At 43.7% G+C, this 24,911-nt stretch carries 28 protein-coding genes, 1 pseudogene, 1 riboswitch and 1 other annotated feature; of the genes and pseudogenes, 2 read left to right on the top strand and 27 right to left on the bottom strand.

Annotation, left to right across the window (positions count from 1 at the left end):
• Nucleotide 1: 1 nt before the first annotated feature.
• The 14 genes from ruvB to ACKRAT_RS05915 form a co-directional block, all read right to left on the bottom strand.
• Nucleotides 2-1,021, bottom strand: a complete 1,020-nt coding sequence (gene ruvB / locus ACKRAT_RS05980; RefSeq protein WP_411844186.1) for a Holliday junction branch migration DNA helicase RuvB — start codon at nt 1,019-1,021, stop codon at nt 2-4.
• Nucleotides 1,022-1,033: 12 nt separating this feature from the next.
• Nucleotides 1,034-1,621, bottom strand: coding sequence for a Holliday junction branch migration protein RuvA (gene ruvA, locus ACKRAT_RS05975; protein WP_411844185.1), 588 nt, complete (start codon nt 1,619-1,621; stop codon nt 1,034-1,036).
• A gap of 10 nt (nt 1,622-1,631) precedes the next feature.
• Nucleotides 1,632-2,912 carry a GTPase ObgE gene (gene obgE / locus ACKRAT_RS05970; protein ID WP_411844184.1) on the bottom strand — a complete coding sequence of 427 codons (1,281 nt, stop codon included), beginning with the start codon at nt 2,910-2,912 and terminating at the stop codon, nt 1,632-1,634.
• 93 nt (nt 2,913-3,005) lie between these two features.
• Nucleotides 3,006-3,290 (bottom strand): 50S ribosomal protein L27, encoded by a 285-nt coding sequence (gene rpmA, locus ACKRAT_RS05965; protein ID WP_411844183.1) that lies wholly within the window; start codon nt 3,288-3,290, stop codon nt 3,006-3,008.
• A gap of 10 nt (nt 3,291-3,300) precedes the next feature.
• Entirely contained in the window at nt 3,301-3,621 is a 321-nt protein-coding gene (locus ACKRAT_RS05960; protein WP_411844182.1) for a ribosomal-processing cysteine protease Prp, read from the bottom strand.
• Complete coding sequence (gene rplU / locus ACKRAT_RS05955) at nt 3,621-3,929, bottom strand: 50S ribosomal protein L21 (protein ID WP_411844181.1); 309 nt, start codon at nt 3,927-3,929, stop codon at nt 3,621-3,623. The genes ACKRAT_RS05960 and rplU overlap by 1 nt, the downstream gene beginning before the upstream one ends.
• A 12-nt stretch (nt 3,930-3,941) precedes the next feature.
• Nucleotides 3,942-4,015 (bottom strand) — a sequence feature (ribosomal protein L21 leader region).
• A 54-nt stretch (nt 4,016-4,069) separates the two neighbouring features.
• Entirely contained in the window at nt 4,070-4,576 is a 507-nt protein-coding gene (gene mreD, locus ACKRAT_RS05950) for a rod shape-determining protein MreD (protein ID WP_411844180.1), read from the bottom strand.
• 1 nt (nt 4,577) lies between these two features.
• On the bottom strand, nt 4,578-5,426 hold the full coding sequence (mreC, locus tag ACKRAT_RS05945) for a rod shape-determining protein MreC (protein ID WP_411844179.1): 849 nt from the start codon (nt 5,424-5,426) through the stop codon (nt 4,578-4,580).
• A gap of 298 nt (nt 5,427-5,724) precedes the next feature.
• The gene (locus ACKRAT_RS05940; RefSeq protein WP_411844178.1) at nt 5,725-6,879 is read right to left on the bottom strand and encodes an aminotransferase class I/II-fold pyridoxal phosphate-dependent enzyme; all 1,155 of its coding nucleotides are present in this window, start codon (nt 6,877-6,879) and stop codon (nt 5,725-5,727) included.
• Nucleotides 6,880-7,683 carry a MetQ/NlpA family ABC transporter substrate-binding protein gene (locus ACKRAT_RS05935; protein WP_411844177.1) on the bottom strand — a complete coding sequence of 268 codons (804 nt, stop codon included), beginning with the start codon at nt 7,681-7,683 and terminating at the stop codon, nt 6,880-6,882. It lies immediately after the preceding gene.
• Nucleotides 7,684-8,343: a methionine ABC transporter permease gene (locus ACKRAT_RS05930; protein ID WP_411844176.1), complete on the bottom strand. Its 660-nt coding sequence runs from the start codon at nt 8,341-8,343 to the stop codon at nt 7,684-7,686.
• Complete coding sequence (locus tag ACKRAT_RS05925) at nt 8,336-9,349, bottom strand: methionine ABC transporter ATP-binding protein (protein WP_411844175.1); 1,014 nt, start codon at nt 9,347-9,349, stop codon at nt 8,336-8,338. Before ACKRAT_RS05925 ends, ACKRAT_RS05930 begins: the two co-directional genes overlap by 8 nt.
• 63 nt (nt 9,350-9,412) lie before the next feature.
• Nucleotides 9,413-9,517: riboswitch (SAM riboswitch) on the bottom strand.
• Between the two features lie 52 nt (nt 9,518-9,569).
• A complete protein-coding gene (locus ACKRAT_RS05920; protein ID WP_411844174.1) occupies nt 9,570-11,312 on the bottom strand; it encodes an ABC transporter ATP-binding protein in 1,743 nt (580 codons plus the stop codon).
• Entirely contained in the window at nt 11,299-13,044 is a 1,746-nt protein-coding gene (locus ACKRAT_RS05915; RefSeq protein WP_411844173.1) for an ABC transporter ATP-binding protein, read from the bottom strand. The genes ACKRAT_RS05920 and ACKRAT_RS05915 overlap by 14 nt, the downstream gene beginning before the upstream one ends.
• Nucleotides 13,045-13,598: 554 nt before the next feature.
• Between ACKRAT_RS05915 and ACKRAT_RS05910 the strand changes: the two genes are divergently transcribed.
• Nucleotides 13,599-14,219 (top strand): NAD(P)-dependent oxidoreductase, encoded by a 621-nt coding sequence (locus tag ACKRAT_RS05910; RefSeq protein WP_411844172.1) that lies wholly within the window; start codon nt 13,599-13,601, stop codon nt 14,217-14,219.
• A gap of 150 nt (nt 14,220-14,369) precedes the next feature.
• Nucleotides 14,370-14,744, top strand: a complete 375-nt coding sequence (locus tag ACKRAT_RS05905) for a VOC family protein (protein WP_411844171.1) — start codon at nt 14,370-14,372, stop codon at nt 14,742-14,744.
• A 111-nt stretch (nt 14,745-14,855) separates the two neighbouring features.
• Here ACKRAT_RS05905 and ACKRAT_RS05900 read toward each other — a convergent pair.
• The 13 genes and pseudogenes from ACKRAT_RS05900 to ACKRAT_RS05840 all read right to left on the bottom strand — a co-directional run.
• Nucleotides 14,856-15,288, bottom strand: a pseudogene (locus ACKRAT_RS05900) (YvbH-like oligomerization domain-containing protein); the annotation flags it as partial.
• The gene (locus tag ACKRAT_RS05895; protein ID WP_411844170.1) at nt 15,282-15,644 is read right to left on the bottom strand and encodes a hypothetical protein; all 363 of its coding nucleotides are present in this window, start codon (nt 15,642-15,644) and stop codon (nt 15,282-15,284) included. The pseudogene ACKRAT_RS05900 and the gene ACKRAT_RS05895, both read right to left, overlap by 7 nt.
• A 12-nt stretch (nt 15,645-15,656) precedes the next feature.
• Entirely contained in the window at nt 15,657-16,334 is a 678-nt protein-coding gene (gene radC / locus ACKRAT_RS05890) for a RadC family protein (RefSeq protein WP_411844422.1), read from the bottom strand.
• Nucleotides 16,335-16,336: 2 nt separating this feature from the next.
• A complete protein-coding gene (locus tag ACKRAT_RS05885) occupies nt 16,337-17,053 on the bottom strand; it encodes a prepilin peptidase (protein ID WP_411844169.1) in 717 nt (238 codons plus the stop codon).
• 439 nt (nt 17,054-17,492) lie between these two features.
• Nucleotides 17,493-19,217: a DUF2207 domain-containing protein gene (locus ACKRAT_RS05880; RefSeq protein WP_411844168.1), complete on the bottom strand. Its 1,725-nt coding sequence runs from the start codon at nt 19,215-19,217 to the stop codon at nt 17,493-17,495.
• Nucleotides 19,218-19,369: 152 nt separating this feature from the next.
• Nucleotides 19,370-19,846 carry a SprT-like domain-containing protein gene (locus ACKRAT_RS05875; protein WP_411844167.1) on the bottom strand — a complete coding sequence of 159 codons (477 nt, stop codon included), beginning with the start codon at nt 19,844-19,846 and terminating at the stop codon, nt 19,370-19,372.
• Nucleotides 19,846-20,319, bottom strand: coding sequence for a nucleoside 2-deoxyribosyltransferase (locus ACKRAT_RS05870; RefSeq protein ID WP_411844166.1), 474 nt, complete (start codon nt 20,317-20,319; stop codon nt 19,846-19,848). Before ACKRAT_RS05870 ends, ACKRAT_RS05875 begins: the two co-directional genes overlap by 1 nt.
• A 101-nt stretch (nt 20,320-20,420) precedes the next feature.
• A complete protein-coding gene (locus ACKRAT_RS05865; protein WP_411844165.1) occupies nt 20,421-21,413 on the bottom strand; it encodes an LLM class flavin-dependent oxidoreductase in 993 nt (330 codons plus the stop codon).
• Nucleotides 21,414-21,434: 21 nt separating this feature from the next.
• Entirely contained in the window at nt 21,435-21,668 is a 234-nt protein-coding gene (locus ACKRAT_RS05860; protein WP_411844164.1) for a DUF896 domain-containing protein, read from the bottom strand.
• A 17-nt stretch (nt 21,669-21,685) separates the two neighbouring features.
• The gene (locus tag ACKRAT_RS05855) at nt 21,686-22,657 is read right to left on the bottom strand and encodes an LLM class oxidoreductase (RefSeq protein ID WP_411844163.1); all 972 of its coding nucleotides are present in this window, start codon (nt 22,655-22,657) and stop codon (nt 21,686-21,688) included.
• 24 nt (nt 22,658-22,681) lie between these two features.
• The gene (locus ACKRAT_RS05850; RefSeq protein WP_411844162.1) at nt 22,682-23,164 is read right to left on the bottom strand and encodes an RrF2 family transcriptional regulator; all 483 of its coding nucleotides are present in this window, start codon (nt 23,162-23,164) and stop codon (nt 22,682-22,684) included.
• A 139-nt stretch (nt 23,165-23,303) separates the two neighbouring features.
• Nucleotides 23,304-24,143 carry an amidohydrolase family protein gene (locus tag ACKRAT_RS05845; RefSeq protein WP_411844161.1) on the bottom strand — a complete coding sequence of 280 codons (840 nt, stop codon included), beginning with the start codon at nt 24,141-24,143 and terminating at the stop codon, nt 23,304-23,306.
• A 15-nt stretch (nt 24,144-24,158) separates the two neighbouring features.
• On the bottom strand, nt 24,159-24,890 hold the full coding sequence (locus ACKRAT_RS05840; protein WP_411844160.1) for a glucose 1-dehydrogenase: 732 nt from the start codon (nt 24,888-24,890) through the stop codon (nt 24,159-24,161).
• Nucleotides 24,891-24,911 lie beyond the last annotated feature (21 nt).

Below are 24,911 nucleotides of genomic sequence, written 5' to 3'. Positions count from 1 at the left end.
CCTATTCCTCATTTCTAAAAATATCAATCTCTTTTTGAGATGCAAAGTAATCAAAACTTTTAGCTGTCGCCTTACGCCCTCTTGGTGTTCGCTCCAGAAATCCCTGCTGGATCAGATAAGGTTCGTAAACATCGAGTAATGTCACCACTTCTTCTCCAATGGAAACAGCTACCGTCTCAAGACCGACCGGACCGCCGCCATACGTTTCAATGATTGTTTTCATGATCCGGTGATCGACCGGATCAAGCCCGAGGCCGTCCACCTCAAGCACTTTCAACGCATGATTTGTCGTATCCAGAGTGATTGAAGGTTCTTTTTTAACAATGGAAAAGTCCCTTACCCGCCTGAGCAGCCTGTTGGCTATGCGGGGGGTCCCTCTTGATCTTCTCGCAAGTTCGATTGCACTGTCCGGGTCAATCGCAACTTCGAAAATATCAGCTGTCCGGTTGACGATTGTAATCAGGCTCTCCAGGTCATAATATTCCAGTCTGAGCTGGACTCCGAAACGGTCCCGGAGTGGTGCGGAGAGACTGCCGAAACGTGTTGTGGCTCCGACCAGAGTGAACGGCGGCAGATCAATACGGATATTTCTCGCCTCTTCACCCTTGCCGATCACAACATCCAGGAAGAAATCTTCCATCGCTGAATAAAGGATCTCCTCGACCGCACGGGGCAGCCGGTGAATCTCATCGATGAAGAGCACATCCCCTATATCCAGACTGGACAAGATTGCAGCCAGATCGCCTGCGCGTTCTATGGCAGGGCCGGATGTTGTCCTGATATTCACCCCGAGTTCATTTGCGATAATACTCGATAATGTAGTTTTACCCAGGCCCGGCGGGCCATGCAGAATCACATGATCCAGTGCCTCTTCCCTTATTCTGGCAGCTTCTATAAAAATTTTAAGATTGTCTTTTAAAGTGCTCTGTCCTATGTATTGATTAAGGAAACCAGGTCTTAACGACATCTCTGTATTTTCTTCGCCATTTTTTTGGGATTCATCCAAAATACGATCATCCATACCAGCACCTCATTACTGTACTAAAAATTTAAGTCCTTTTTTAACAGCATCATCTACTGACTCGATGTCAATAGTTTTAAGATGCTTTTCAATACGTGTCATCTCCCGTTTCGAGTAACCCAGTGCTTCCAGCGCGAGAAGTGCTTCACTGATGAAATGCGCATTTCCGCCCTTAGGTGTTTCCTCCCCGGAAGATTCTGCCGGTGCGAGTTTGCCTTTAAGGTCTAAAATAATCTGACTCGCTGTTTTTTTGCCCACACCGGGGAACTTCTGCATATACGCCTGATCTTCATTCTCTATGGCATTTATAACCCCCTGCGGGGATGAAGCCGCAAGTATTGCCATCGCACTTTTTGGACCGATTCCTGTGACTTTGAGTAAAGATTGGAAGAGAGTCTTCTCTTCCATATCTTTAAATCCATAGAGCGTATGACTGTCTTCGCGTACAATCAGGTCGACAAAAATTGTCATTTCACTGTCGACTGACGATTCGAAACGGAATGGATTCGGTACATTGATCAAATGTCCGATGCCATTCGTTTCAAGTGTTATATACTGCGGTGTCACTTCCTTAAGCACACCTTTTATATACTGATACATGAAATCACCATCATTCTACAAATTCGAATTCCCCACCGAGAATCCGTACAGTGTCTCCAGACTGAATGCCTTTGTCCCTTAAAGCATCATCAATGCCCATCGTACGCATCTGTCTTGCGAAACGGCGCACTGCTGCATCACGGTTGAAGTCAGTCATTTTGAACGTACGTTCGATAGAAGCACCCGAAACGACATAGGCGCCATCGTCATCACGTGTGATTTCAAAAGCATCTCTGTCTTTTTCATGACGGTAGACTACTCTTTCATCCGTGTTTACCGGAACGACTTCAGCTTTTTCCGTTTCTTCAAGCAAGTCGGCTACTCTGTACAACAGTTCATCCAGATTTTGGCGGGTTGCTGCAGAAATCCGGAAAATCTCCTTGTCTTCACCAATTTCTTTTTTAAATCGATTGAAAATCTCTTCATCTTCAACCAGATCGACTTTATTCAGTACGATAATCTCAGGCCGTTTGATCAAGTTTTCATTATACAGTGCCATTTCATTACGGATCGTTTTATAATCTTCGATGGCATCACGGCCTTCCGCTTCACTGATGTCAATCACATGGACAATGACTCTCGTCCGTTCGACGTGGCGTAAAAATTGGTGTCCGAGCCCTGTGCCTTCTGATGCGCCTTCAATCAATCCCGGCAGGTCAGCCATTACAAATGATCTGCCGTCTTTTGTTTCCACTACGCCCAGGTTCGGTTTTATCGTAGTGAAAGGATAATCGCCGATTTTAGGTTTCGCTTTGGATACTGCGCTCAGCATCGTGGATTTACCCACACTCGGGAAACCAACGAGTCCTACATCAGCCATCAGTTTGAGCTCCATGATCACTTCAAACTCATCACCCGGTTCTCCATTTTCTGCAAAGTCCGGGGCGGAGTTTCTTGATGTCGCAAAACGCGAGTTGCCGCGTCCGCCGCGTCCGCCTCTGGCAACTACAGCACGGGCTTCGTGTTTTGTAAGGTCTGCCAGCGTCTCCCCCGTATCTTTTCTTTTGATAATCGTGCCCGGCGGCACTTTTAAAATCAGAGGCTCAGAATTTCTGCCGTGGGCATTTGAACTCATTCCATTCTGCCCTCTGTTTGCTTTAAAGTGTCTCTGATAACGGAAATCCATCAAAGTCCGGAGCCCTTCGTCTACTACAAAAATGATATCTGCGCCATTTCCGCCGTCTCCGCCTGAAGGTCCGCCCATTGGTACATATTTTTCTCTTCTATACGCAACGATACCGTTGCCACCATCTCCAGCTTTCAAGTATATATCAACCTGATCTATGAACATGATTTCACCTCAATTCCTTTGTATTATATCATATCGTATTCTACTCATTTAATGAAAAAGGACATCAGCAGAAGCTGATGCCCATTCGAGAAATTATTTAGCTTCCTGATAAACGGAAATGCGTTTTTTATCTCTTCCGATGCGTTCGAATTTTACAACACCATCGATTTTAGCGAATAATGTATCATCGCCGCCGCGTCCTACGTTTTCGCCCGGGTGCATTTTAGTGCCACGCTGACGGAAAAGGATGGAACCGCCTGTTACGAATTGGCCGTCCTGTCTTTTGACGCCAAGACGTTTGGAGATTGAATCACGTCCGTTCTTCGTAGAACCTACACCTTTTTTGGATGCAAAAAACTGAAGATTAAGTTTAAGCATTGCTTTCACCTCACTTATATACAAGTTTAATGTGTTCACCGTATTCTTCTTCTATCGTTTTTAATGAAATAATCATGCCTTCCAAAAGAACCTGCATTTTTTCATCCGCCGGATCCGGCGCTATGAAGCTGAAATAGCCTGTCTCCTCTTCCATTTCTATGGATGGATTAGCTTCAGTCATATTGATGATTGCATTTACAGATCCAAATACAACTGCCGAAGCGCCTGCACATACTAGGTCTTTTCCGTGTTCATCGAACATTGCGTGACCCGACATGTCAAAGGACTGAACCTGACCTTCGTCGTTGATATTTATGGATACATTAATCATTACGCTTCAATCTTTCCGATTGTTAGCTTCGTATATGGCTGACGATGTCCCTGTTTACGAGAATAGTTCTTTCTGCGTTTGAATTTAATAACAGTGATCTTCTTGCCGCGGCCATGTTTTTCAACTTTAGCGGAAACAGTCGCTCCTTCTACTGTCGGGGCACCAACTTTAACAGAATCGCCACCAACAAAGAGTACTTTGTCAAAAGTGAATGAATCGCCTTCTTCTGCGTTCAATTTCTCAACGTAGATTGTCTGGCCTTCTTCAACTTTCAACTGTTTACCACCAGTTTCGATGATTGCAAACATACTTACACCTCCTGATTTAATAAGACACGCCATTTACAGGTGGACATCCGTCGCTTTAACCCGTAATTGTGCGGTTGATGTCTACAAATTCATCAACTATTGCATTATACCAACTGGCTTAAAGTGTGTCAATGTTTAGATTACAGGGTATTTCTGACTTTTGAAGTCTTCAGGGCCGCTACAAATACAAAGGTGAACAGCAGCGCATTCAGCAGGAGACTCGGCGCTGCCCGCAGTGCCAGGTAATCGAATATCGGCATGTATACCATATCAAGTACCCTGTATAAGAAGAAAATATACGTTTCATATAAAAATGTGAGCAGCAGTATGACAAATGCCATAGCTACAAAATCTTTATAGAACACCCGGAATGCAGTATGCATGAATGCTACGAATGCGACCATTCCCAATGAATGTATACCGTAGACCGACCCGATATATACATCCAGCATCAATCCAAGGACAATTCCGATAAAAGCACTCATTGACGGACTTACATAAATCGAAATCAGCAATACATACATCAGCAGCAGCCTGGGCACGAAATAAACCTCCAGGCCGCTGATCATGAACGGGCTGATCTCTGCGAACAGAAAGTCGGCGTACATAAACAGAAGTGATGAGATAAAGATAACGATTGCTTTCATATCAGTCCTCCATCGATTCCGGACTTCTGCTTAAGATAAATACTGTATCGATATCATCTACATTACTCTCGAGTTGTACATAAGCATTCTGACTCAGTCCATATTCATCATTTTCAACTTCCACGACCGTTCCGATAATAAGTCCTTCAGGGAAGTCGCCCACGAGCCCGCTCGTGAACACCTTGTCCCCTTTTTCCAGTCCGCTTCTGTTCTTGATATTCTCTACAACAAGCAGATTGCGCTCGCTGTCATACCTGCTGATGTTTCCATACACGGGTTTTCCGTCATGCATGATTTCTACAGATAGGTTGTTTTGTGATACAGAAGTTGTCAGCATTTCTATGTAACTGGATCCGCCGTTCGCACGTCTGACTGTTCCAATCAGGCCTTCAGCCGTCATTACCGCCATGCCTTCTGTAATCCCGTCTTTTTCCCCTTTATCTACAGTAAAACTGTTCAGCCACTGATCAGGCGAGCGGGAAATCACACGCGCATTAATGCTTTCATACGTCCGTTTGGAGCTGACATCCAAAGCTTCCCGGAGCTCTTTATTCTCCGCTTCCAGACGGTTTATATCCGCTTCCATCTGCGGCAGCATATCAAGTTTTGCCTGCAGCTTTTCATTCTCTTCCACCGCACTGAAACTTCTGCTGATATTGGAGAAGATATTGCTGACAAAATTAAGCGGCGCACCAATGACCGTCTGGGTGGCAGCTGTCGCATCCGCAGTGAACTGTTCAGCTTTAGTTGTCGAGTCCCTGTTACCCATTGAGAATCCGATCAGTAAAATGAGTACTATGATGCCGAAAAGAATCAACAGCATCTTATTCCGGTTGAAAAGCTTATTCACTATAAGGCGCCTCCATAATCCATTTTATCTGATTAAAAGAATACCACATTCGGGTTAAATTTATAAAGCATATAAGGGTATATAAAAAAATAGAGAGGCCGGAGCCCCTCTATAACAGATAAGATAATAATATATATGATATCTAGAACAGGATTGGAAACCTCTGTTCTATCAAAGGCCTGATCAGACGATGATGAGTCGAAAAACCTACCTTTTTATGTCGAATTGATTACATTTATAATGGTACATGTTATCCCAATATGTTTCAAGACCTAATTACAAAAAGTTTACAGCGGGATTACCGCCACATGTCTCTGATGCTGCCAAAACGGTCAATGACAGCCGCTAAAATATCATCCTCCACCGCGAGGGAAATCCGGATATATTCCTTCCCTCTCGACCCGAAAGGTATGCCGGGCGTAACAAGTATCGACTTTTCACTCAGGAGGAAGCCGGCAAAGCTCTCGCCGTCATATCCGTCCGGAACACGGACCCATCCAAATATCCCGCCCTTGATCGGATTCAGCGGAATATCAAATTCCGAGAAGGATTTTTCAATAATGTCTCTTCTTTTTTGAAATTTATCGTGCTGGCCGGACAATATTTCCGCCTCATGCCACAGCGCTGTAACGGAGGCATCCTGCAGCACACCCCACATTCCCGTCTGGGTATGGTCCTGGAAGAGGTTGATCGATTCGACCATTTCTTTATTGCCAACGGCAAATCCGACTCTGAAGCCTGACATATTGAATCCTTTGGACATCGAATAAATTTCCATCGAACATTCGAGTCCGGAATCGCTGCTTAAAATACTCGGATGCCGCCCGTCAAATGAGAAAGCGGCATATGCAAAATCATGCACGATTCTTGTTTTAGTATTTTTAAAGCGTTCAACCGTGTCGTCAAAGAATGCCTTAGTCGCCACGGCCCCGAGCGGATTGGAAGGATAATTCAAATAGATCAGTCTCGCATTGGAGACTTCATCCGCATTTAAAGAATCATAGTCCGGTAAAAAATTGTTTTCCGGAAGCAGCGGCAGATCATACACCGCACCACGCGCCAGTTTGACACCTGCCATATAATCCGGATAGCCCGGATTTGGGAGGTAGACGCCCTCCCCCGGTTCGATGAACATCATCGGGAACTGGACAAGGGCACTTTTAGTGCCATACAGGAGAGCGATGTTCTCTTCGTCCAGATCCACATCATAATGCTTTTTATAAAACCGTATGATCGCATCTTTGAAAGACTGCTTTCCCCTGAACACGCCGTATCTTTGATTTTCGGCCTGATATACGGATTCTGTGACCGCTTCTTTTATGCTGTCCGCCGTTTCTCCGTCGGGAATGCCGACCGCCAGATTCAGAAGCGGCAATTCGCCAATATCCAGTTCCTTGGACATTGCACTGCCGAAATAGCTTGGTGGAATGCTGCTTAACAGTTTATTGGCCATTTAAAATCCCTCCGGTTTATCGAATCCCTGGAATTGTTCATCAATCGTCTGCTTGAAGTGGTCCGACTCCACAGCTTCAATCAGGTCATCCGCCATTTGCGTATCCGCATCCTTTTCATTGATGACAATCTGATTTCGGAAGTTCTCATTCATCTGTTCGAGTTGCAGCGCATCCGCTAAATCCATACCACTCGCCAAAGCGTAGTTACCCGGCACCAGGGAAAGGCCGATCTGATCTACACTTCTTGGCAGCTGGCCGGAATCCTGGTATACAAATTCCAGATTTTTATTATTCTGGATAATGTCTCCCTCCTCGATTGCGAGCATATTTGCGTCTTCAGCAATTTCTATCAGGGCTGCATCCTCCAGTGTCTGGAATCCCCTGGAAGAGTTGACCGGGTCCAGCGGCAGCGCAACTTCACTGCCGTTCGCAATTCCCTCCAGTGAATCAAACTGACTCGAGTACAGTCCCATTGGTGCTGTCGGCACCTGAATCAGATTTATAAGATCCGTTCCATTTTCCTCATTAAAATCCTTCATGAATGAAACATTCTGATACAGGTTCGCACCCAGGTCACCATTATGGAGTGCATTGTTCGGCTGGATATAATCCGTATATTCTACGATTTCAACCGTATATCCCTGTTCTTCGAGTGCCGGTTTTAAGGCGAAATTGACCATGTCACTGTACGGGCCTGATGAAGCGCCGATTGTAATGACTTCCCCCTCACCTTCGTAGAGGAGCACGCTGGTCAATATGATTACCGCTAAAGTCGATCCAAGAAACGTAAATATTCCCCGCATTTATCTCCCCTCCTGTCTTTGACTCAAATAATCGCCGATGATCTGAATGAGCTGAACTATTATAATCAGAGCGACAACCGTCGCAATCATTGTCACCGTGTCGTATCTGTAATATCCATAGCGGATTGCAAGGTCGCCGATACCGCCGCCTCCGACGACCCCGGCTGTTGCACTGAAGGCGACAACCGAGATGGTTGTCAAAGTGATCGCCTGGGTGATACCGCGTTTCGCTTCCGGGATTAAAACATCCGTAATGATCAGGAGCAGTGAGGCACCGCCGGCGATACTCGCTTCTATCACACCTTTGCTGATCCCGTTGAAACTCGTTTCGACCAATCTGGCGAATAAAGGAATGGACGCCATCGACAGGGCCACACTCGCGAATACCGGGCCGTGCGAGCTGCTGGTCAGCCATGTCGCAAGCGGCATAATCGCCACGATCAGAATGATGAATGGGAAAGAACGGATGACGTTTGTCAGAGCCCCCAGAAATGCATTCAGCGGTTTTATTTTAAACAATAAAGGATTTGCCGTGATATACAGCAATATCCCCAGAGGCAGTCCGATCAATACCGCGAAAAATATCGAGATCGCAACCATCAGAGTCGTTTCAAGCAATGCTTTATATAACAACGGGGAAATTTCAATCAATCTATCCATAAATTTCAGCCCTCTCTATTCCCTTGGAGTCATCGATGAACGTTTTCAGTTTGGCAATCTCTCCAGTGTCCCCCTGCACATGCAGCATTAGAAAGCCAAGCGGCATTTCGTTTATGTACTCAATGCGGCCGTTCAATATGCTGATTTCCAAATCGAAATGACGATACAGCTGATTCACATAATTCGCTTCTGCATTTTCATTTAAAAACTTGATTGTAATGACCTGTGACCCGTCCGACTCTTGTATGTGGGGCGGGATGACAAAATCGTAGATGTCCTGGACGAACCCCTGTGTCACTTCATGCTGCGGATGGCTGAAGATATTATATACGTCATTCATCTCTATTATTTCCCCGGCCGACATGACACCGACCCTGTCCGCCACTTCTTTGATGACTTCCATCTCATGGGTGATGAGAACGATGGTGATCCCCAGATCCTGATTGATCTTTTTGAGCAGTCTCAGTATGTTTTTCGTCGTATCCGGATCCAGTGCACTGGTCGCTTCGTCACACAGCAGCACTTCCGGATCATTTGCCAGTGCCCGTGCAATGCCCACGCGCTGCTTCTGACCGCCGCTCAGATTTTTAGGCAAAGTATTGATTTTATCCGAAAGACCGGTTAATTCGAGCAGTTCTTTTACTCTGTCCTTCACTTTATGCTTATCAAATTTACTGGCTTTTAAAACAAATTCGATATTTTCATACACCGTTTTGGATTCTATTAAGTTAAATTGCTGGAAAATCATTCCGATTTTCTGTCTTTTGATACGCAGTGCCTTCTCGGAAAGCTTATCCAGAGACACATCGTTAATGGTAATGCTGCCTGTAGACGGTCTCTCAAGCAGGTTGATCAGCCGGAGCAGAGTACTTTTCCCTGCACCGCTGAAACCGATCAGACCGAAAATCTCTCCGTCATTAATGATAAGATCCGTCGGTTTCAATGCTTCCACTTTTTTATTTTTCATTTCAAAAGTTTTAGAAACGTCTTTTAATTCAATTCCCATTCAACCACTCCATTCCTCAAAATAAAAAACCATCTGCCAAAATTTCAGCAAATGGTTCCTAAGATTCTATCTCCCAAGCCTCTGCCTGCAGGATTTAGCACAGTGCCCGTTCCGAGCCCGCTGCTGAAGCTTCATCGGGCCTGGTCCCTCCACTTCTCTGGATAAATAAGTTATTCGATTGTTTTTAACTTTAGGGTAACCAGCGTAAAAAGTCAATACTCTAAACGGATGTACCCGTCACCTGCATCTGATACATCTTCGCATAGCTGTTTCCGTCATTTATCAGCTTATCGTGATTGCCATGCTCGATAATTTTTCCGTCCTCAAGCATGATGATCTGATCTGAGTGCTGTATGGTCGACAGACGGTGCGCGATGATGAAAGTCGTCCTGTCGCGGCTCACCACTTTCATCGCATGCTGAATGATCTGCTCTGTTTCGGAATCAATGTTACTTGTCGCTTCATCCAATACAAGTACTTTAGGATTAAAGGCAAGTGCCCTGGCAAATGAAATCAACTGTCTTTCACCGAGTGATAATGTCGCCCCTCTTTCGGTGAGTTCACTGTGAATGCCGTCATCCAGCCGGTCCATCAAATGCTGTCCGCCGACGCTCGTCAGTGCTTCTTTTGCTGCACCTTCACTGATATCCGTATTATTCAGACGGATGTTGTACAGCAGAGACCCGCTGTATATGAAGGGATCCTGCAGCACAATGGACATTGCACTTCTCAATGACTGCCTGGAAATATTTTTTGTATTCCTGCCGTCGAATGAAATTTCTCCCTCCACCGGATCATAGAACCGCATCAGCAGATTAATGATCGAGCTTTTGCCCGAGCCGGTGTGTCCCACCAGGGCAACGGTTTCTCCGGATCCGACTTCCATATTGATGTCTTCCAGCACTTTTTCCTTGCCGTCATATGAGAATCCGACATTTTTGAATTTTATGGAACCGCTGAACGCTTTCAGTTCCCCGGTCTCCAGAGGTTCTTCTTCAACATCCAGCAGTTCGAATACTTTCACTGCAGCCACCCGTGCTTCTTCAAAAATGTTCAGCTGACCGATGATGTTGTACAGCGGATTGAAAAATCGTGTGATATAGTCCACCAGGACATACATGGTTCCGACTGACAGTGCCTCGGTGTCACTCATAAAACTGGATGCAAAAATATAAACCAGAATCGCAAAGATCAGTGACCTGAAACTCTCCAGAAGATTTTCCCCCGTCGCACTTTCCAGATTGATCAGCCGTTTCGAATTTTTCACATAGTCATCATTCAATGCTTTAAATTCTTCCTCTATCTGCGCTTCCCTGTTAAAAATCTGTATGATCGGCATACCGTTGATCGACTCATTGATCATGGCGTTCATGTCACTGTTTCTCTCCCGCTTGTTATGGTTGTAATCATTGGAGTATTTCCTGTAAAGGAACATCCATAAAACCACAATCGGTATAAAGATCAGCATGATCAGCCCTGTCCAGAAATTGATGTTGAATATAATCACTGTAATCGCACCAACCGTCAGCACGCTGACCATGAACATCGGCAGAACTATACTGAACATCTGCAGGATGGATTCCGTATCATTGGTGATTCTTGCCACCACTTTACCGGCAGGCAGATCATCAAAATACCGGATTGGCAGTTTTTGTACATGCCGGAAAATATCATTCCTCATTTTCTGTACGACCAGGGCACCGGATTTCTGCAGGATCACTGTCTGATAATAACTGAAGAGTGCATGCAGGACCTTAATGACGAAGAAAAGTCCAAGCAGCTGGAAAATCGGCGTCAATTCAATTGTGTTCCCGCCTGCCTTAATGTGATTATCCAGAATCAGCATAGCGATAAAAGGCCCGAGAAGCTCAAATCCCACCATGCATATCATTAATGATATTCCGGTGATGAACAGCCACTTGTATTCCATTGCATACCGGATCAATCGTTTAATCTCTTTCATCAGGACCACCTCCCGTCTGATAGTACGTGTTTTGAGTGCTGTACCATCCGTTACTTCTGCCAAGCGCCTCATGTGTGCCCATTTCTGCAACTTCACCGTCATCCATGACTATAATGATGTCGGAATGTGTGATTGCAGATAATCTGTGCGTCACGATGATTGTCGTTTTATCCTTTCTGCTCTCCCTGATATTATCAATGATTCTTTTTTCAGTTTTAGCGTCTACCGCACTTAATGCATCATCCAAAATCAGAATCTCGGGATCTTTGATCAGGCTTCTGGCGATGGAAATCCTTTGCTTCTGACCCCCGCTGAGTGCAATTCCCTTTTCACCGACCATCGTTTCAAGCCCTTCAGGCATCCGCTTCAAATCGGAGTCAAATGCACTCAGCCGAATCACTTCTTTGAGCTCTGCATCGGTGGCGGCAGGTTTCCCGAATTTGATGTTCTGTTCAACCGTTCTCGAAAATAGAATATTTTCCTGTGATACATAGCCGATCTTCTCCCGCAGGTCTTTCCTGCTGAGTTTGGAAATGTCCACTCCATCAATGATCAGTTGCCCTTCACCTGCCGGATAATATTTCAGCAGCTGTTTGATCAAAGTCGTCTTGCCGCTGCCGGTTTTGCCGGCGATGCCAAGTGTATCCCCAGGCTTCAATTCTATGTTGATGCCTTTTAGATTTTGACGGTTGCTCGATGGATAAGTGAATGACACTCCGTCGAAATTCATATCCGTATTTTGCGGAATAAATTCACCTTCATCGTTAACATCGTCTTCTGTATCAAGCACGTTATATATGCGTGTCAAAGATGCATTGCCCCGCTGCAGAATATTGAACAGCATGCCGAGCGCAAACATCGGCCAGATGAGCATGTTCAAATAAATGTTGAATGTTACGATATCACCGACAGTAATCACTCCGCGGTTTGCCAAAACCGCACCGTAACCAAATGCAACCATAAAGCTGATCATCGTAACAATGATCGTCAGCGGCTGGAATAGCGCGTCCAGGCGTTCCACTTTCATAAACTTATTCAAATAGCCATCAGTCATTCCCCTGAATCTTTTACTTTCAGCGTTTTCCTGGACATAGCTCCGTGTCAGTCTTACACCTTCAACCACTTCAAGCACTGAATCATTCATATTACTGAATGCTTCCTGACTCTCTTTATGTGCGGCATTTATTTTCTTCCCCAGACGCTGCTCGATCACGGCAAGAAGCGGCAGCGGCAGCAGCGCGTAAAAGGTCAGTTCCCATGAAACCGTGATTCCCATTGCCAGAATGATCGTCCCCATGAAAGTCGTCGCATCTATCAGAGTAAGCACACCCCAGGCTGTCGCCTGATGTACACTTTTTAAATCATTCGTCGTGCGTGCCATGAGGTCCCCGGTTTTATTCCGTTCAAAAAAACTTGGAGACATCAGCAGAAATTTGCGCATCAATTTCATGCGGATGATGCTTTCAATTTTAATTGCTCCGCCGATCAGCAGGTACTGCCATAGAAATCCGCCGGCATAGCTCAGCAGAATGACCACTGCGAAAATAATGATCAGCTGCCACATGAGCATGGCGGTGATCTCTCCTGTACTGATGAAATCAATCGCCCGTCCAATCAACTGGGCGGGAATGACTTCCAGTACATTAACGATTAACAGAACCAGAAAAATCGATATATAACGCCCTTTATTTTCTTTAAAAAACCACTTCAATTTAAATAGAAACTCAAACATAATTTAACCACCCTGTCTCGAACCAGGGCTCTTATCACCGATTACTGCGGATAAAACCCCTTGATTTTCGTAGTTGTTGTATAATCTCCCGTTGCTGCATTTTCAGATTGCGGTCTCAAGACAATTTTTGACATAGCACTTTAACCCCTTTTTGTTTCAGAATATTCTTAAAAATAACAACAAAAAAAGTGCGCACTACTTTTGTGCACACTGAAAAATCGCATAAAAATAGAGAGGCTTCAAACCTCCCTAACACAGATAAAAAATAATATATATGATATCTAGAACCAATTATGATGAATAATCAAGCTCTATCAAAGGAGGCACCTTTATGAAGTTGGGTATATAAAACTTTAGCTGAGTTAATCATCAGGTTGTCCTCCTTGTTATGTTATTTTTAAGACATGTTCATCATATCGTAATAAATTTCGGTTATCAACATATTTTACAATTATTACGTGGATGTAATATTCCTGTAATATAATAATCCCTCTTAATTTAACCTAAACGACTGTTAATATACAATAACAGTAATTGAAAAAGGAGTGTCATTCATGAACATATTAATATTAGGTGCCACCGGACGCGTCGGCAGTGAAGTCGTCAAACATGCACTGCAAGATGATCATCACGTTACCACGCTCGTCCGGACCCCGGAGAAAATCCAATTGGATAATGACAATTTAACTGTCATTCAGGGAAATGTTTTGAATAAGAGAGATATAGAAGATGCGATGCGCGGAATGGATCTGGTAATCAGTGCTTTAAATACTGACGGCTCAACCACACTTTCCGAAAGCATCCCATTAATCATCAATGTAATGGAAGACAAAGGTGTAAAACGTATCATTACTATTGGAACAGCGGGAATTCTGCAAAGCAGAACCACACCGGATATACTCCGATATCAGTCAAATGAATCAAAACGCAGGGCAACCCGTGCCGCAGAAGAGCATCACAAAGTCTATGATTTGCTCAAGGATTCATCACTCGACTGGACGATCGTCTGCCCCACTTACTTGCCGGATGGTGAAAAAACGGGTGACTACCGTGTGGAACGAAATTTCCTGCCTGAAGGCGGCAGCAAAATCTCTGTGCAGGATACGGCAGAATTTGCATACAGCCAGATAGATGATGACTCCTATATAAAATCACGGGTCGGTATTGCGTACTAAAAATATAAGTGCACCCTTTTATTCATATACTATTTTAGCTATAATAAAGTAAAAGTTACTTATTACAATAACAAATTAATATTATTTTCAGCAAAATCTATGATGATTCTGAGCTTAAATTTGACAGTGCGCTATACGGGAGGTGAAGATATGAAATCATATTGGTTGAACATCCCTGTAGAAGACATAAGAAAATCTATGGATTTCTTCGAGAATATCGGGCTAGAAGTCAACGCCGGTGAAGATGATACAATTGCACAGATCATGGTCAATGACCAGCCGATACTTCTGTTTAAGGATGAAGTTCTACGATCATTTATCGGCGGTGAACTCACTGATACTAAAACCGGCAATGAGCTATTAGTTTCCTTCAATCTGGATACGGATGAAGAAGTGGATGAGCTTTGCAAGAAAATCGCGCTGAATGGCGGACAGTTATTGGAAGGACCAGCCACTATCAGAGGCTATTACGGGTGCTTATTCACTGATCCTGATGGCCATAAGTTCAATGTGATTGTAATGTGATTAAAAACCTACCAGACAGTCCATAATTTATGTATTACTGCCCCTTTCAGCCAGCCGTCCAATTGAACCCAAAGAGGCACCGGAAAATTCCGGTGCCTCTTTCAGTCTCCAGTTGTTAATATACCTTTCGAATATCTCACCGTAATCCTGCCTTTGATACTGTTCGTAAGTGTTTTTATACCAATCAAAGCTGGATTCTGTTAATGCTTTATATTGATCGGCCGTGTTCTCCTCTCCTAAACGGGAATTCTGGAGAATCTGTACAGCTTTGCCCAGGCTTTGTTCAGCATGTCTACTGATAATTCTATTTTCATAGGATTGTTCTGAGATAAAGAGCAAGGCTTTATATAAGTCTTTCAAATGTACGTTTGGAAGAAGCCGCCTTCTCATCATCGACATGAATTACCGCCAAATTAGTAAAGTAATACTCGTTCATTTTAGTTTTGATCAGGAAATAGATCTTTTCATTATCCTCATGTCTTACCTAATCATCGACATCTGTCTGGTCATAGTCCTGAGGGTCAATAATTAAATATGCTACCAGTCAGAAGTAAAATACAAATCATACTTGCTGAAGTCTATGAACTTCGCATGATAAAAATCACTCGCTGCCTGGTGGACATAAGCATGATAAATCTGATCGTAATGATAAGAACCGAAAAATGGTCCGGGGAAAGTAGGCATTAAAAGATGCGCTTTCTCAGGATTATGTCTGATTTCATTCAGCTTCAAGTATATTTCGCTGATCGTTTCATAAGTCAACTTTACTTTTCCACAGTTTTCGATCTCATATTCTTTTACAAAGTATCCCTGTAAAGCATTGAACTTTCTATAGTAGCTATACTCGATAATTTCATCAGTTTCTTTATCTTCAAGATAAATATACATATCCAAACCCATTGTTCTTCCCCCTTATTTTATATAATTCATTTCTTTCAAACTCACATACTTTCCTGAACCTATTATAATGTGGTCCAGGAAATCCACACCGATGAGCTCACCGCATTCATGCAGTCTTTTAGTTACTTCAATATCTTCTCTCGATGGAGAGGGATCACCACTTGGATGGTTATGTACACATATAATTGCAGCAGCACTTCTTTTAACTGCCTCTTTATAGATTTCTCTTGGATGAACAATCGAACTGTTTAAAGATCCTTTAAACATTGTTTCCTGATGAATAATCATATTCTTTGTCGATAAAAACAGAACTACAAAATGTTCCTGCTGGTAGTATCTGAGTTTCTCCATAAGTAAATCGCAAACATCGTCAGGGCTTTTGATATATACATCCTCTTCAAGAGAATGAGTATGCATTCTTATCGCTATTTCTATAACTGCCAGAATAGTTATTGCTTTTGCATCTCCAATTCCCTTTAGTTGTATGAGTTCCTGATATGTTAAATTTCTAAGCTCACGGATCGATTTCATATCCTTAATAATTCTATTTGCAATTGTAATACTGGACTCATCTCTGCTGCCTGTATTTATTATTATCGCCAATAGTTCCTGATTGGTAAGCTTGTCTGCTCCATAGGTCATCAGCCTTTCTCTCGGCTTATCGGATGTATGCATTTCTTTAATCATCATTGTCACAAGAACCCTCCGTAATATATTAAGTTGAAATCTTCATATAAGAAAAAACATAAAACTGTAGCATTCGCTATGAAAGGCACTAGTGGTATTTTATTATTTATATTCTCTTTATATAAATTGATGAATATAACAAAAAGTCCACCTATGATATAGGTCAGTAGAATCGTATAGATAAAGAAGTTAATTGGAGTAATCAGCGTAAGTACTGTGAAAAGCTTTATATCCCCGTATCCAACTGATTCTGAGAAAAGTATATAAATAAGATGTAAGATGAGAACGATAAATATATCTCTTATCGGTTCAATATAATGTAAATCTGTTAAATAGAGACCTGTAAATAAAAATAGTAGATTCATATGATTCGGAATGGTGAGTGTATTAAAATCATAGAATGAAACTGGAATTAAAAGTGCAACAATCAAATAATATAAAGTATAGTCGGCTAATCCTAAACCTAAAAATAATGGGATGACAAAAAGGATAATTACAAGTAGTTCACACAAAGGATAGCTGAGATCGATTTTGGTTTTACAATGGGAGCATTTCCCTTTAAGGAATATATAGCTTATAACCGGTATCAGATGATACCATTTAAGGTTTTCATTACATGAATCGCATTGACTTCTTCTATGTATGAAATCGATACTTTTCATAGAAGTCACAGCATAGAGAAATGACGCAATTATCCCGCCAATTATAATTGTTGCTAACATTCTGTCCCCTCCTAATCATTTCGAATTCATATTATCTCTATATAAAATTGTTGTAAAAACACAGCAATACTATACTTGTATATTACTTTCCTATTAATTTAAAAACTGCATAAAAAAACAGTACAAATATTAGATATCTGTACTGCTTTTATCAAAATTACTATTATTAAAATAATTTTTAACAAAAATACTTTTAATTTTTTAGTAATGAAGTGTATAGAAGAATTAATAATCCGGATAATGGCCTATAAATTACTAATTAACACATGTCATAAAATCCAATATTTTTTCATTTCTTCTTGTCTTCCTTAACCCAACTTTAAAGAGATATAGACTAACAACCCTAATTCAGTAAATAAGAAAGCTCCGGAACTAGTTATTATAGTCTCCCGGAGCGTAGTCCATATACCTTTATATATTCCATTTGTGAGGTGATGCTTTATCTAGCACCACCACCGCCACCACCGCCTGCACCGGCACCGCCGCCAGCGCCGGTTGCACCTCCGGTGCCGGAGGCCGCGGATGAGTTAAAGCCGCCCTGTCCGAGTCCTTTCGACCAGCTCTGACTTGCCAAATGCGGCCCGTAATAGTAATGCATATATGCCGGATATCCTTCACTTCTGTCATCCGGGGTCACTTTTGACAAATGTTTTTTGACCTCCTCTCCTTCACCGACGAGTACGCTCCAGATCATATGATGCCTGTAATCGTCATTTTCATGGATCCGGCTGTAATCCTCTTCCAGGTAATTCTTATACTGCACGAGATGATCGAGCAGCTTTTCTCCTTTTTCGGTCGGTATCATGAGCGGTACCGTAATACCGAATATCTTCTCGGTATCATATTTGAGATAACCGTCATCTTGCAGCCGGGCTGCGGAGTACTTCTCTATCTTGTCTGCGACCTTACTTACCGCTTTAGCATTTTTCTTCGACCATTTTGTAAGTCTTTCTTCATTGATATGGCCGTCATCATCCGCCGCTTCAAGAAGCATCCGCCATAGAAGCGGTTCATAACCGGCTTCTTCGAGCTCCATATCCTTCAATTGATCACTGAATTCTTTAAAGGTATATGAACCATCTTCAGCCATCGCCTGATAATCATGGATGAAGATTTCAGTCGTACCTTTATCGAGCTTCTTCCCCGGCTTACTGTCGATTTCAATAGTAATATCTCCTTCGTCCGTCCACTTCATCAAGTATGACTGGAATATTTCCTCGAAACCTCCCATGTGAAGATGCTTCAAGACAAATACGATGGCTGCATAATCATCGATCTCCGGAGGCATGGCGGCTACGTGACCTTTATTCCTTCGTTTGATGGCGGCAGCTGAATCGATATGACCGGCTTTTGACATCCTTGAGGTAAATCTCTTAACGATGAAGGTCAGTGCAAGACCAATGGCAGCAATGCCTCCAATGAGTGAACCAATGACCCATCCGCTCATACTTCCGTCATCATATATGGAGCCGTCCTTCGCCGCTTCAGCCTCCGACTCGAGTGTACCGTCATCCGTCACACTTGTAATAAAGGTTCCTTCTGCGAAATGCATCAGCAGCACGGCGTCATTTGATTCCGTCAGTGTTTCCTCTGCGTTCCATGTAATTTCGTCACCCGAACGGTTGATGTTGCCCTCGAAGCCAAATCCCCAGAACCGCATGTCTTCACCAAGCGGCACCTCCGATGTCACATTCATGCTGAAATTTTCTGTCGGAAGACCGCTGAAAGTATCGAAGTTCCAGTACAATGACTGGCCGTCCTCGAGATTCCTGACGACATTTTCAAGCGTGTAGTTGACAACATATGTCTGCTCTCCATACTCGCCGATGCCCCACACGAGCTCGGTACCGTCACCGGTCTCGATGACCCCGTATTTTCCAGCTTTTTCTTCAATTTCCCCGTCCGGATTCCAGTCCGTCTGCTCGGTATACCCCTCGACGGAAAAATCCGTGACTTCGACCTCACCCATATCCTCTTCGTTAAAAGTCATATAATTTTCAGTGCCTTCTGTCATATCCGCTTTACGCGTCTCGGTCACACTCACAGAGCCGTCCTCGTTGATATGTATATCCATTTCCAAATTGCTGATTTCATTCGCCTGAGCATTGTCTCCGAATGCCAGGACTGCTGTGAAAACCATGAGTATGGTCAACAGATGCTTCATCTTCTCTTCCCCTTTCGAATATATGGAATGGAATTTTCATCCCTCCCCGCATAGGTTTAATCTTATCAAAATAAAGCAATAGTTTATAACTTAATGATAAAAAGGACAGTACCGTATTCAAAAACGATTCTGCCTTTTTCTGCTACGAAGAATCAATTTCCAAGTGTCATTTTTCCTACGTATTTGAACTTTCCTCTGCATCTGCCGCATATATACCGTTTTTCATAGCCTTTGATATTTTTGCTGAACTGATATCTGCATCGTCTGCATTCATAAAGGTGACTCCGTCCTTTGTAGACATAGGTCCGTGTCCTTGAAATCCCAAGTCGATCCAATGTTGTTATGAATTCTGCATCTGAATCCCTGTATGGCAATCCTTCGGCATAGAGTGCATAATGGACGCATTCATGATATAGGACGTCCAGGATTGTTTCCTCCGTGTTCTGATATAGGAATTCCGAGGACATCACTATTTCACATTTTACAACTTCATTGCCCCTATATTTAATCTGAAATGCACCGAGCCTTGATTTCATGCGTTTGGAAATCCGAATGGGGATACCGAGCGGCATATCAAAATGTTTCTTAAGAAATTCAGTTGCGCACCTTTCAAGTGTCTGTGAGTCCATCACTTTTCTTCAGCCACTTCATCGAAGAAATACTTTTCAAATCTTATTTTCTTCTTTTCATTGAAATCATAATTCTTCAGATCTTCAAGATCCTGCAAATATACATCCAGTGAGTCTGACAGCATGAGGTTTACCGGCGCTTCATGTTCCGGGTCCTTTTCCTGATACAGCACAACAAACTTCTCTTTCGCCTTGGCGTATCCTATTTCAAATGCTGTTCCCGGATCGACATGCTTATCCTCGTAGTCATGCACAGCCACTATCGCCTCACACCACTCGACGTGTTTGATATCGTTGGTATAAACCGCTTCTCTCCATTCGTCCGAACCATGTTCCAGATGATTCACCTGCTGAAGTCTCGGAGAAAACACTTCAGTGACTGTCTTATTTTCCTCCAAAGCTTTTTCCACTTTTTTCACTCTATGTAGTTGTTCCTGATTAAAAAACGGACTCCCCAAATATATTTTCATCATTTTCACCTCGCCATTTAATATATCAGATTTCAAAACATTATATAATGAAAAAAGCAGCACAGGAAATAATCTGTACCGCTTCAAATAACATCTCTATTCAATTAAAACAATTCTTTCGCAAGCAGCTTATACACATTCAATCTAGCTTCCTGTGAATGCGGGATGCTGCAGATCATCGCTTCATCGAAACCGTACCTTTCCTGCTCTTCTCTCAATTTGTCTGCGACTTCTTTTGCCGATCCGACAATATGGAGCGGGCGGCGCTGCTGTATTCTCATTTTATCCATTTCTGTTAATGAGTAATTTTGAGCTTCTTCCGGAGTCAGGTTCTGGCCGATTTTACCCTGCGAGAGCCACAATCCTGCGATATCCTGCGGCAGGGCTTCGTACTCCGCTTCTTCCTTTGTCTCTGCTACTGTGACCATATAACACACATTGATTTCAGGTTTCTCCATGAATGCCGAAGGCTGGAAGTTATCTTTGTATGCATCCAGTATTTCTTTGCTCAGCTCTCCATTGAAGAATTGTGCGAATGAGTAACCCACGCCCATTTTTGCTGTCTGGATGGCGCTGTTACCGCTTGATCCGAGCATCCATGCTTCAGGCAGTGTAATGTCTGTAGGTGCTGCGATTGTTGAGCCGTGGAGTTTGCCTTCCGGGACTTCATCATTGATGAGCTGCATTGCTATACCGTATTTTTCATACATGTTATCCATCATTGGACGACGGCCTTCTGATAAGGCATATACAGCGCCGCCGTCTCCGCCGGGTGCCCGGCCGACACCAAAGTCGATTCTTCCCGGTGAAAATGCACTGAGTGTCTTGAATACTTCAGCGAGCTTGAGCGGTGAATAATGCATCATCATCACGCCGCCTGTCCCGATGCGGATGTTTTCTGTTTTTGCCGCCAGTCGTGCTGCTGTTATTTCAGGTGCTGAACTGACATGTGATTTCATGCCGTGGTGTTCTGCCATCCACATGCGGTGATAACCCAATTCATCTGCCAATATTGCCAGCTCTTCTGATTTTAGCAAAGCATCTGCTGCATTATTTCCTTTTGTTACGGGTGCCTGATCCAGTACACTTAATCTCATTGAAAACATCCTTTTCTCTATTTAAAATTCGAGTGATTTAGTTAATTCCTGCTCTCTTTTCAACTTTTCCGGTGTGACGTCATTTCCCATCGGATCGACCACTGTAAGGCCAGAGAAGGAATCGAGCACCTGCCCTCTGATCTGCCTTAAATAGTCTTCCCTCAGCTGTTTCTGTTCTGTTCTTTCTTCATCTGTTAACCCTGTTGCCTTCTGCTTATTGGCGAGTTCATTAATTCTGTCCAATCCTGCTATCATCTTCTATCCTCATTTCTTCAATTATTGAAAAACGTAAATTTCGGTTTGCTGATTGCCGGGAATTTCGGCACTACATATTCTCCCAGCTCCTGAATCACTTCTTCTGCCGGGCGGCTGCTTTCTTTCAGTCCGATCATCATGTGATTTACACCCGCTTCCTGATATGCATTGAGGTAGTCTATCAGGAAGTTCCTTCCTGCTCTGAAACCAATCTGTCTCGGCTTTGGCGCTTCCCCTGCCCGCTCTGACAAGTCGACAACCAAAGGCTGTGCAAACGGTTTGAAAGCCCCGGTCGCCCGCCGCCATTTTTGAATCAGCTCTTTCTGCCCTTTTAAATTCTGCGGGTAGAACAACCAGCCATCCGTATTTTCAGCCAGCCATTCCATACTTTGACCGCTGTAGCCTGTACCGAAAACCGGTATGTTCGATAACTCCGGTTTTGGCACTACGTCGCCATGCGTCAAATTCACTCTGGCGGTCTGGATTTCTGGAAATTCTTCTCTCCACAGTTGCTTCATTACTTTAATGGATTCCCTGAAAAGTTCTCCCTTATCATCAGCATCTGTTCTGAATGCAGGAAATTCGATGGGCCGGTCTCCACTGGCCGCGCCGAATAAAAACCGCTGTCCGGATATACTTTCCAGAGTCGCTGCCGACTTCGCCGTATGAATGGGATGTCTAAGTGTCGTGACGATGCTCCCTGTGCCAAGGGCAATCTCTGCAGTATGGGCGGCGACGTAAGTCAAAAACATAAATGGATCATACAACCCGCCTACATCACCGAAGTCAGGATCATATAAAGGCGCATCTCTTACAAACAGTGATGCAAACCCATAATCTTCAGCCTGCCTGGCCAATCTCATCTGATCTTCCAGATTCATTTCGGGGAAACTGCCTTTATAGGCTTCCAATGGGAAATTCAACCCCAAAGTCATCTTGTTCTCCTTGAAAGTTCTTTTAAACCCATTATGTGATTCAAATTGATTCAATTCTTTCACCTGATTCCATATTCATTAGATCACCATGTTCTCTTCCACCCATTTTTGTAAATCGGTAATATGGTTTACAAAGCGTTTCGATTCCACCTGTTCGGATAAAGAAGCAATGGTTTCCCGCTTCAATACCGATTTCCACGAATCCTCCGCTTCGTTCATCAAATCACCAAGCACACAGCAGCGGTCTTCTTTTTCAAGTTCCAGCATATCATCCAATATGCCGCTTGGGCTGTAAAGCGTTTGCTGCCCTTCTATTGCAACATATATATCATATACGCGGATATCTTCCGAATCCTTTTTAAGTTTGAAACCGCCCTTTACGCCGGGGACGGAAGCGATCAGGTCAGCACTGACCAGTTTCCTCAGAAGCTTTTGGAAATAAGTCGGCGATGCACCAATCTGTTCGCTGATCACTTCACTGTGCAGTACGGCTTTCTCCGGCAGCATATTCAATAGAAGGACAGCATATACCGACTGTTCAACACCTGTTTTCATTTGCATATCTTTCACCGCTTCTCATTATTCAAAAAAATAAACCGGATAATCATTATCCAGATTAGTAATTATTTTATCAAGCAATGCTTTTCCTATCAATTTTTATGCCTGAAGAAAAAAACAGTGCAGAAAATCTGCGCTGTTCCTATTCCAATCCTAATAATTTTTTCGCATTCCCGCTCATCACTTTTTCAAATATATCTTCAGGTAGATCATGTTTATTGTAGTGCGCCATTGCATAGTCATATGGGACATTCGGATAGCAGCTGGCATACAGCAGCTGGTCCTCGAGCCCCGCTTTAGCCGCTTCCGCATATTGACCGCCGCCCGGGAATGAGATGTAGAAATCCGGACACAGGTAGATATTGGGATAATGGATCGCCACAGCAATGGATTCCTGGACGAACGGCCAGGCAGCATGCGAGATGATCAGTTTCAGCTCCGGATATTTATCCGCAATCCGGATCAGCTGTTTCGGATGGATATAATCATAATCCGGTTTTTCGCTTATTAATGAGATCAGCAGGCTCAGTGTCATACAAAACGGCAGATCATGTTCCAGGCATGCTTCAAATATCGGATCCAGACTCGGGTCACCGATACCCGTCAACGGCCTGATCTTGGCAGGATTTGCAGCCACACCGTGAAATTTACCGGTCGCTGCATACTTATGGATGGTTTCAACCGCCTCTTCCACAGTCATATCTTCAATCCCGATAAACCCAAAGAACCGTTCCCCTTTTTGGCTCGTTAAAAACTCCAGCAACTCTGCGTTCGAGCTGTTCAGTTCGTTGTTTCTGCCTAAAATTACCGAATGGGTGATGCCCTGCCCGTCCATTTCTGCAAGAACATCATCCAGCGTCCGGGCTTTCGTCGGCTCCACATCCTTCAACGCTTTAAACTTCTCCTTTACGGGAGTCTTCCCCGCTGCAAACATATCTTCCCAACCGGGGATGGGCGGTTTCATTTTAAAATCGATTACCATTTGCGTTCCTCTCCTTCATCTTGCGGTTAATCCGCCGTCAATCACACACTCAGCACCTGTCGTATAACTTGATTCATCCGACGCCAGGTGAAGTACGAGATTCGATACTTCTTCTTTGGTCAGCACCCTGCCCAAAGGTCTGTCGGATGCGACCGCGTTTCCCCCTGAACTTTCAGAGAACATCCCGGTGTTCACCAGGCTGGGATGAATGGAATTCGCCCTGATTTGATATTTCCCCAATTCCAGAGCGGCAACCTTCGTCATGCCGGTTACTGCGAATTTGGACGCACTGTAGGCGATGCTCTCAAGTCTTCCCCGGATGCCGCCGATCGAGGAAATATTAATGATCGAACCACCGCCTGCTTTTTTCATGGAGGACACCACTGCCCTCATCCCTAAGAAGATCGCCTTCTGGTTCACTTCGATCACACGATCATATTCCTCTTCAGGAAAGACCTCAATAGCCGCACTGTAATTGATTCCTGCATTGTTTACCAGAACACCTACAGGACCAAAGTGATGCTCGGCTTCGGCAATCACTTTATTCCAGGAATCAGAATCGGTTACATCCTGCTGAATGAATAAAGAGCGTTCTCCCATTTTTTCCTGCAGGGCCTTTCCCGCTTCCTTATCTAAATCGGTAAAAACAACCTTCGCGCCTTCATGGATCAGCTTTTTAACGTGGGATTCTCCCATGCCGCCGGTACCACCCGTTACAATCACCACTTTCCCTTCAACTCTGCCCACTATTTAAAACTCCTTTTGAAA

The sequence above is a fragment of the Salinicoccus sp. HZC-1 genome, assembly GCF_046736035.1.
Lineage (GTDB): Bacteria > Bacillota > Bacilli > Staphylococcales > Salinicoccaceae > Salinicoccus.
Note: the sequence above shows the minus strand (reverse complement) of the source record. Positions and strands in the feature narration are given on the sequence as shown.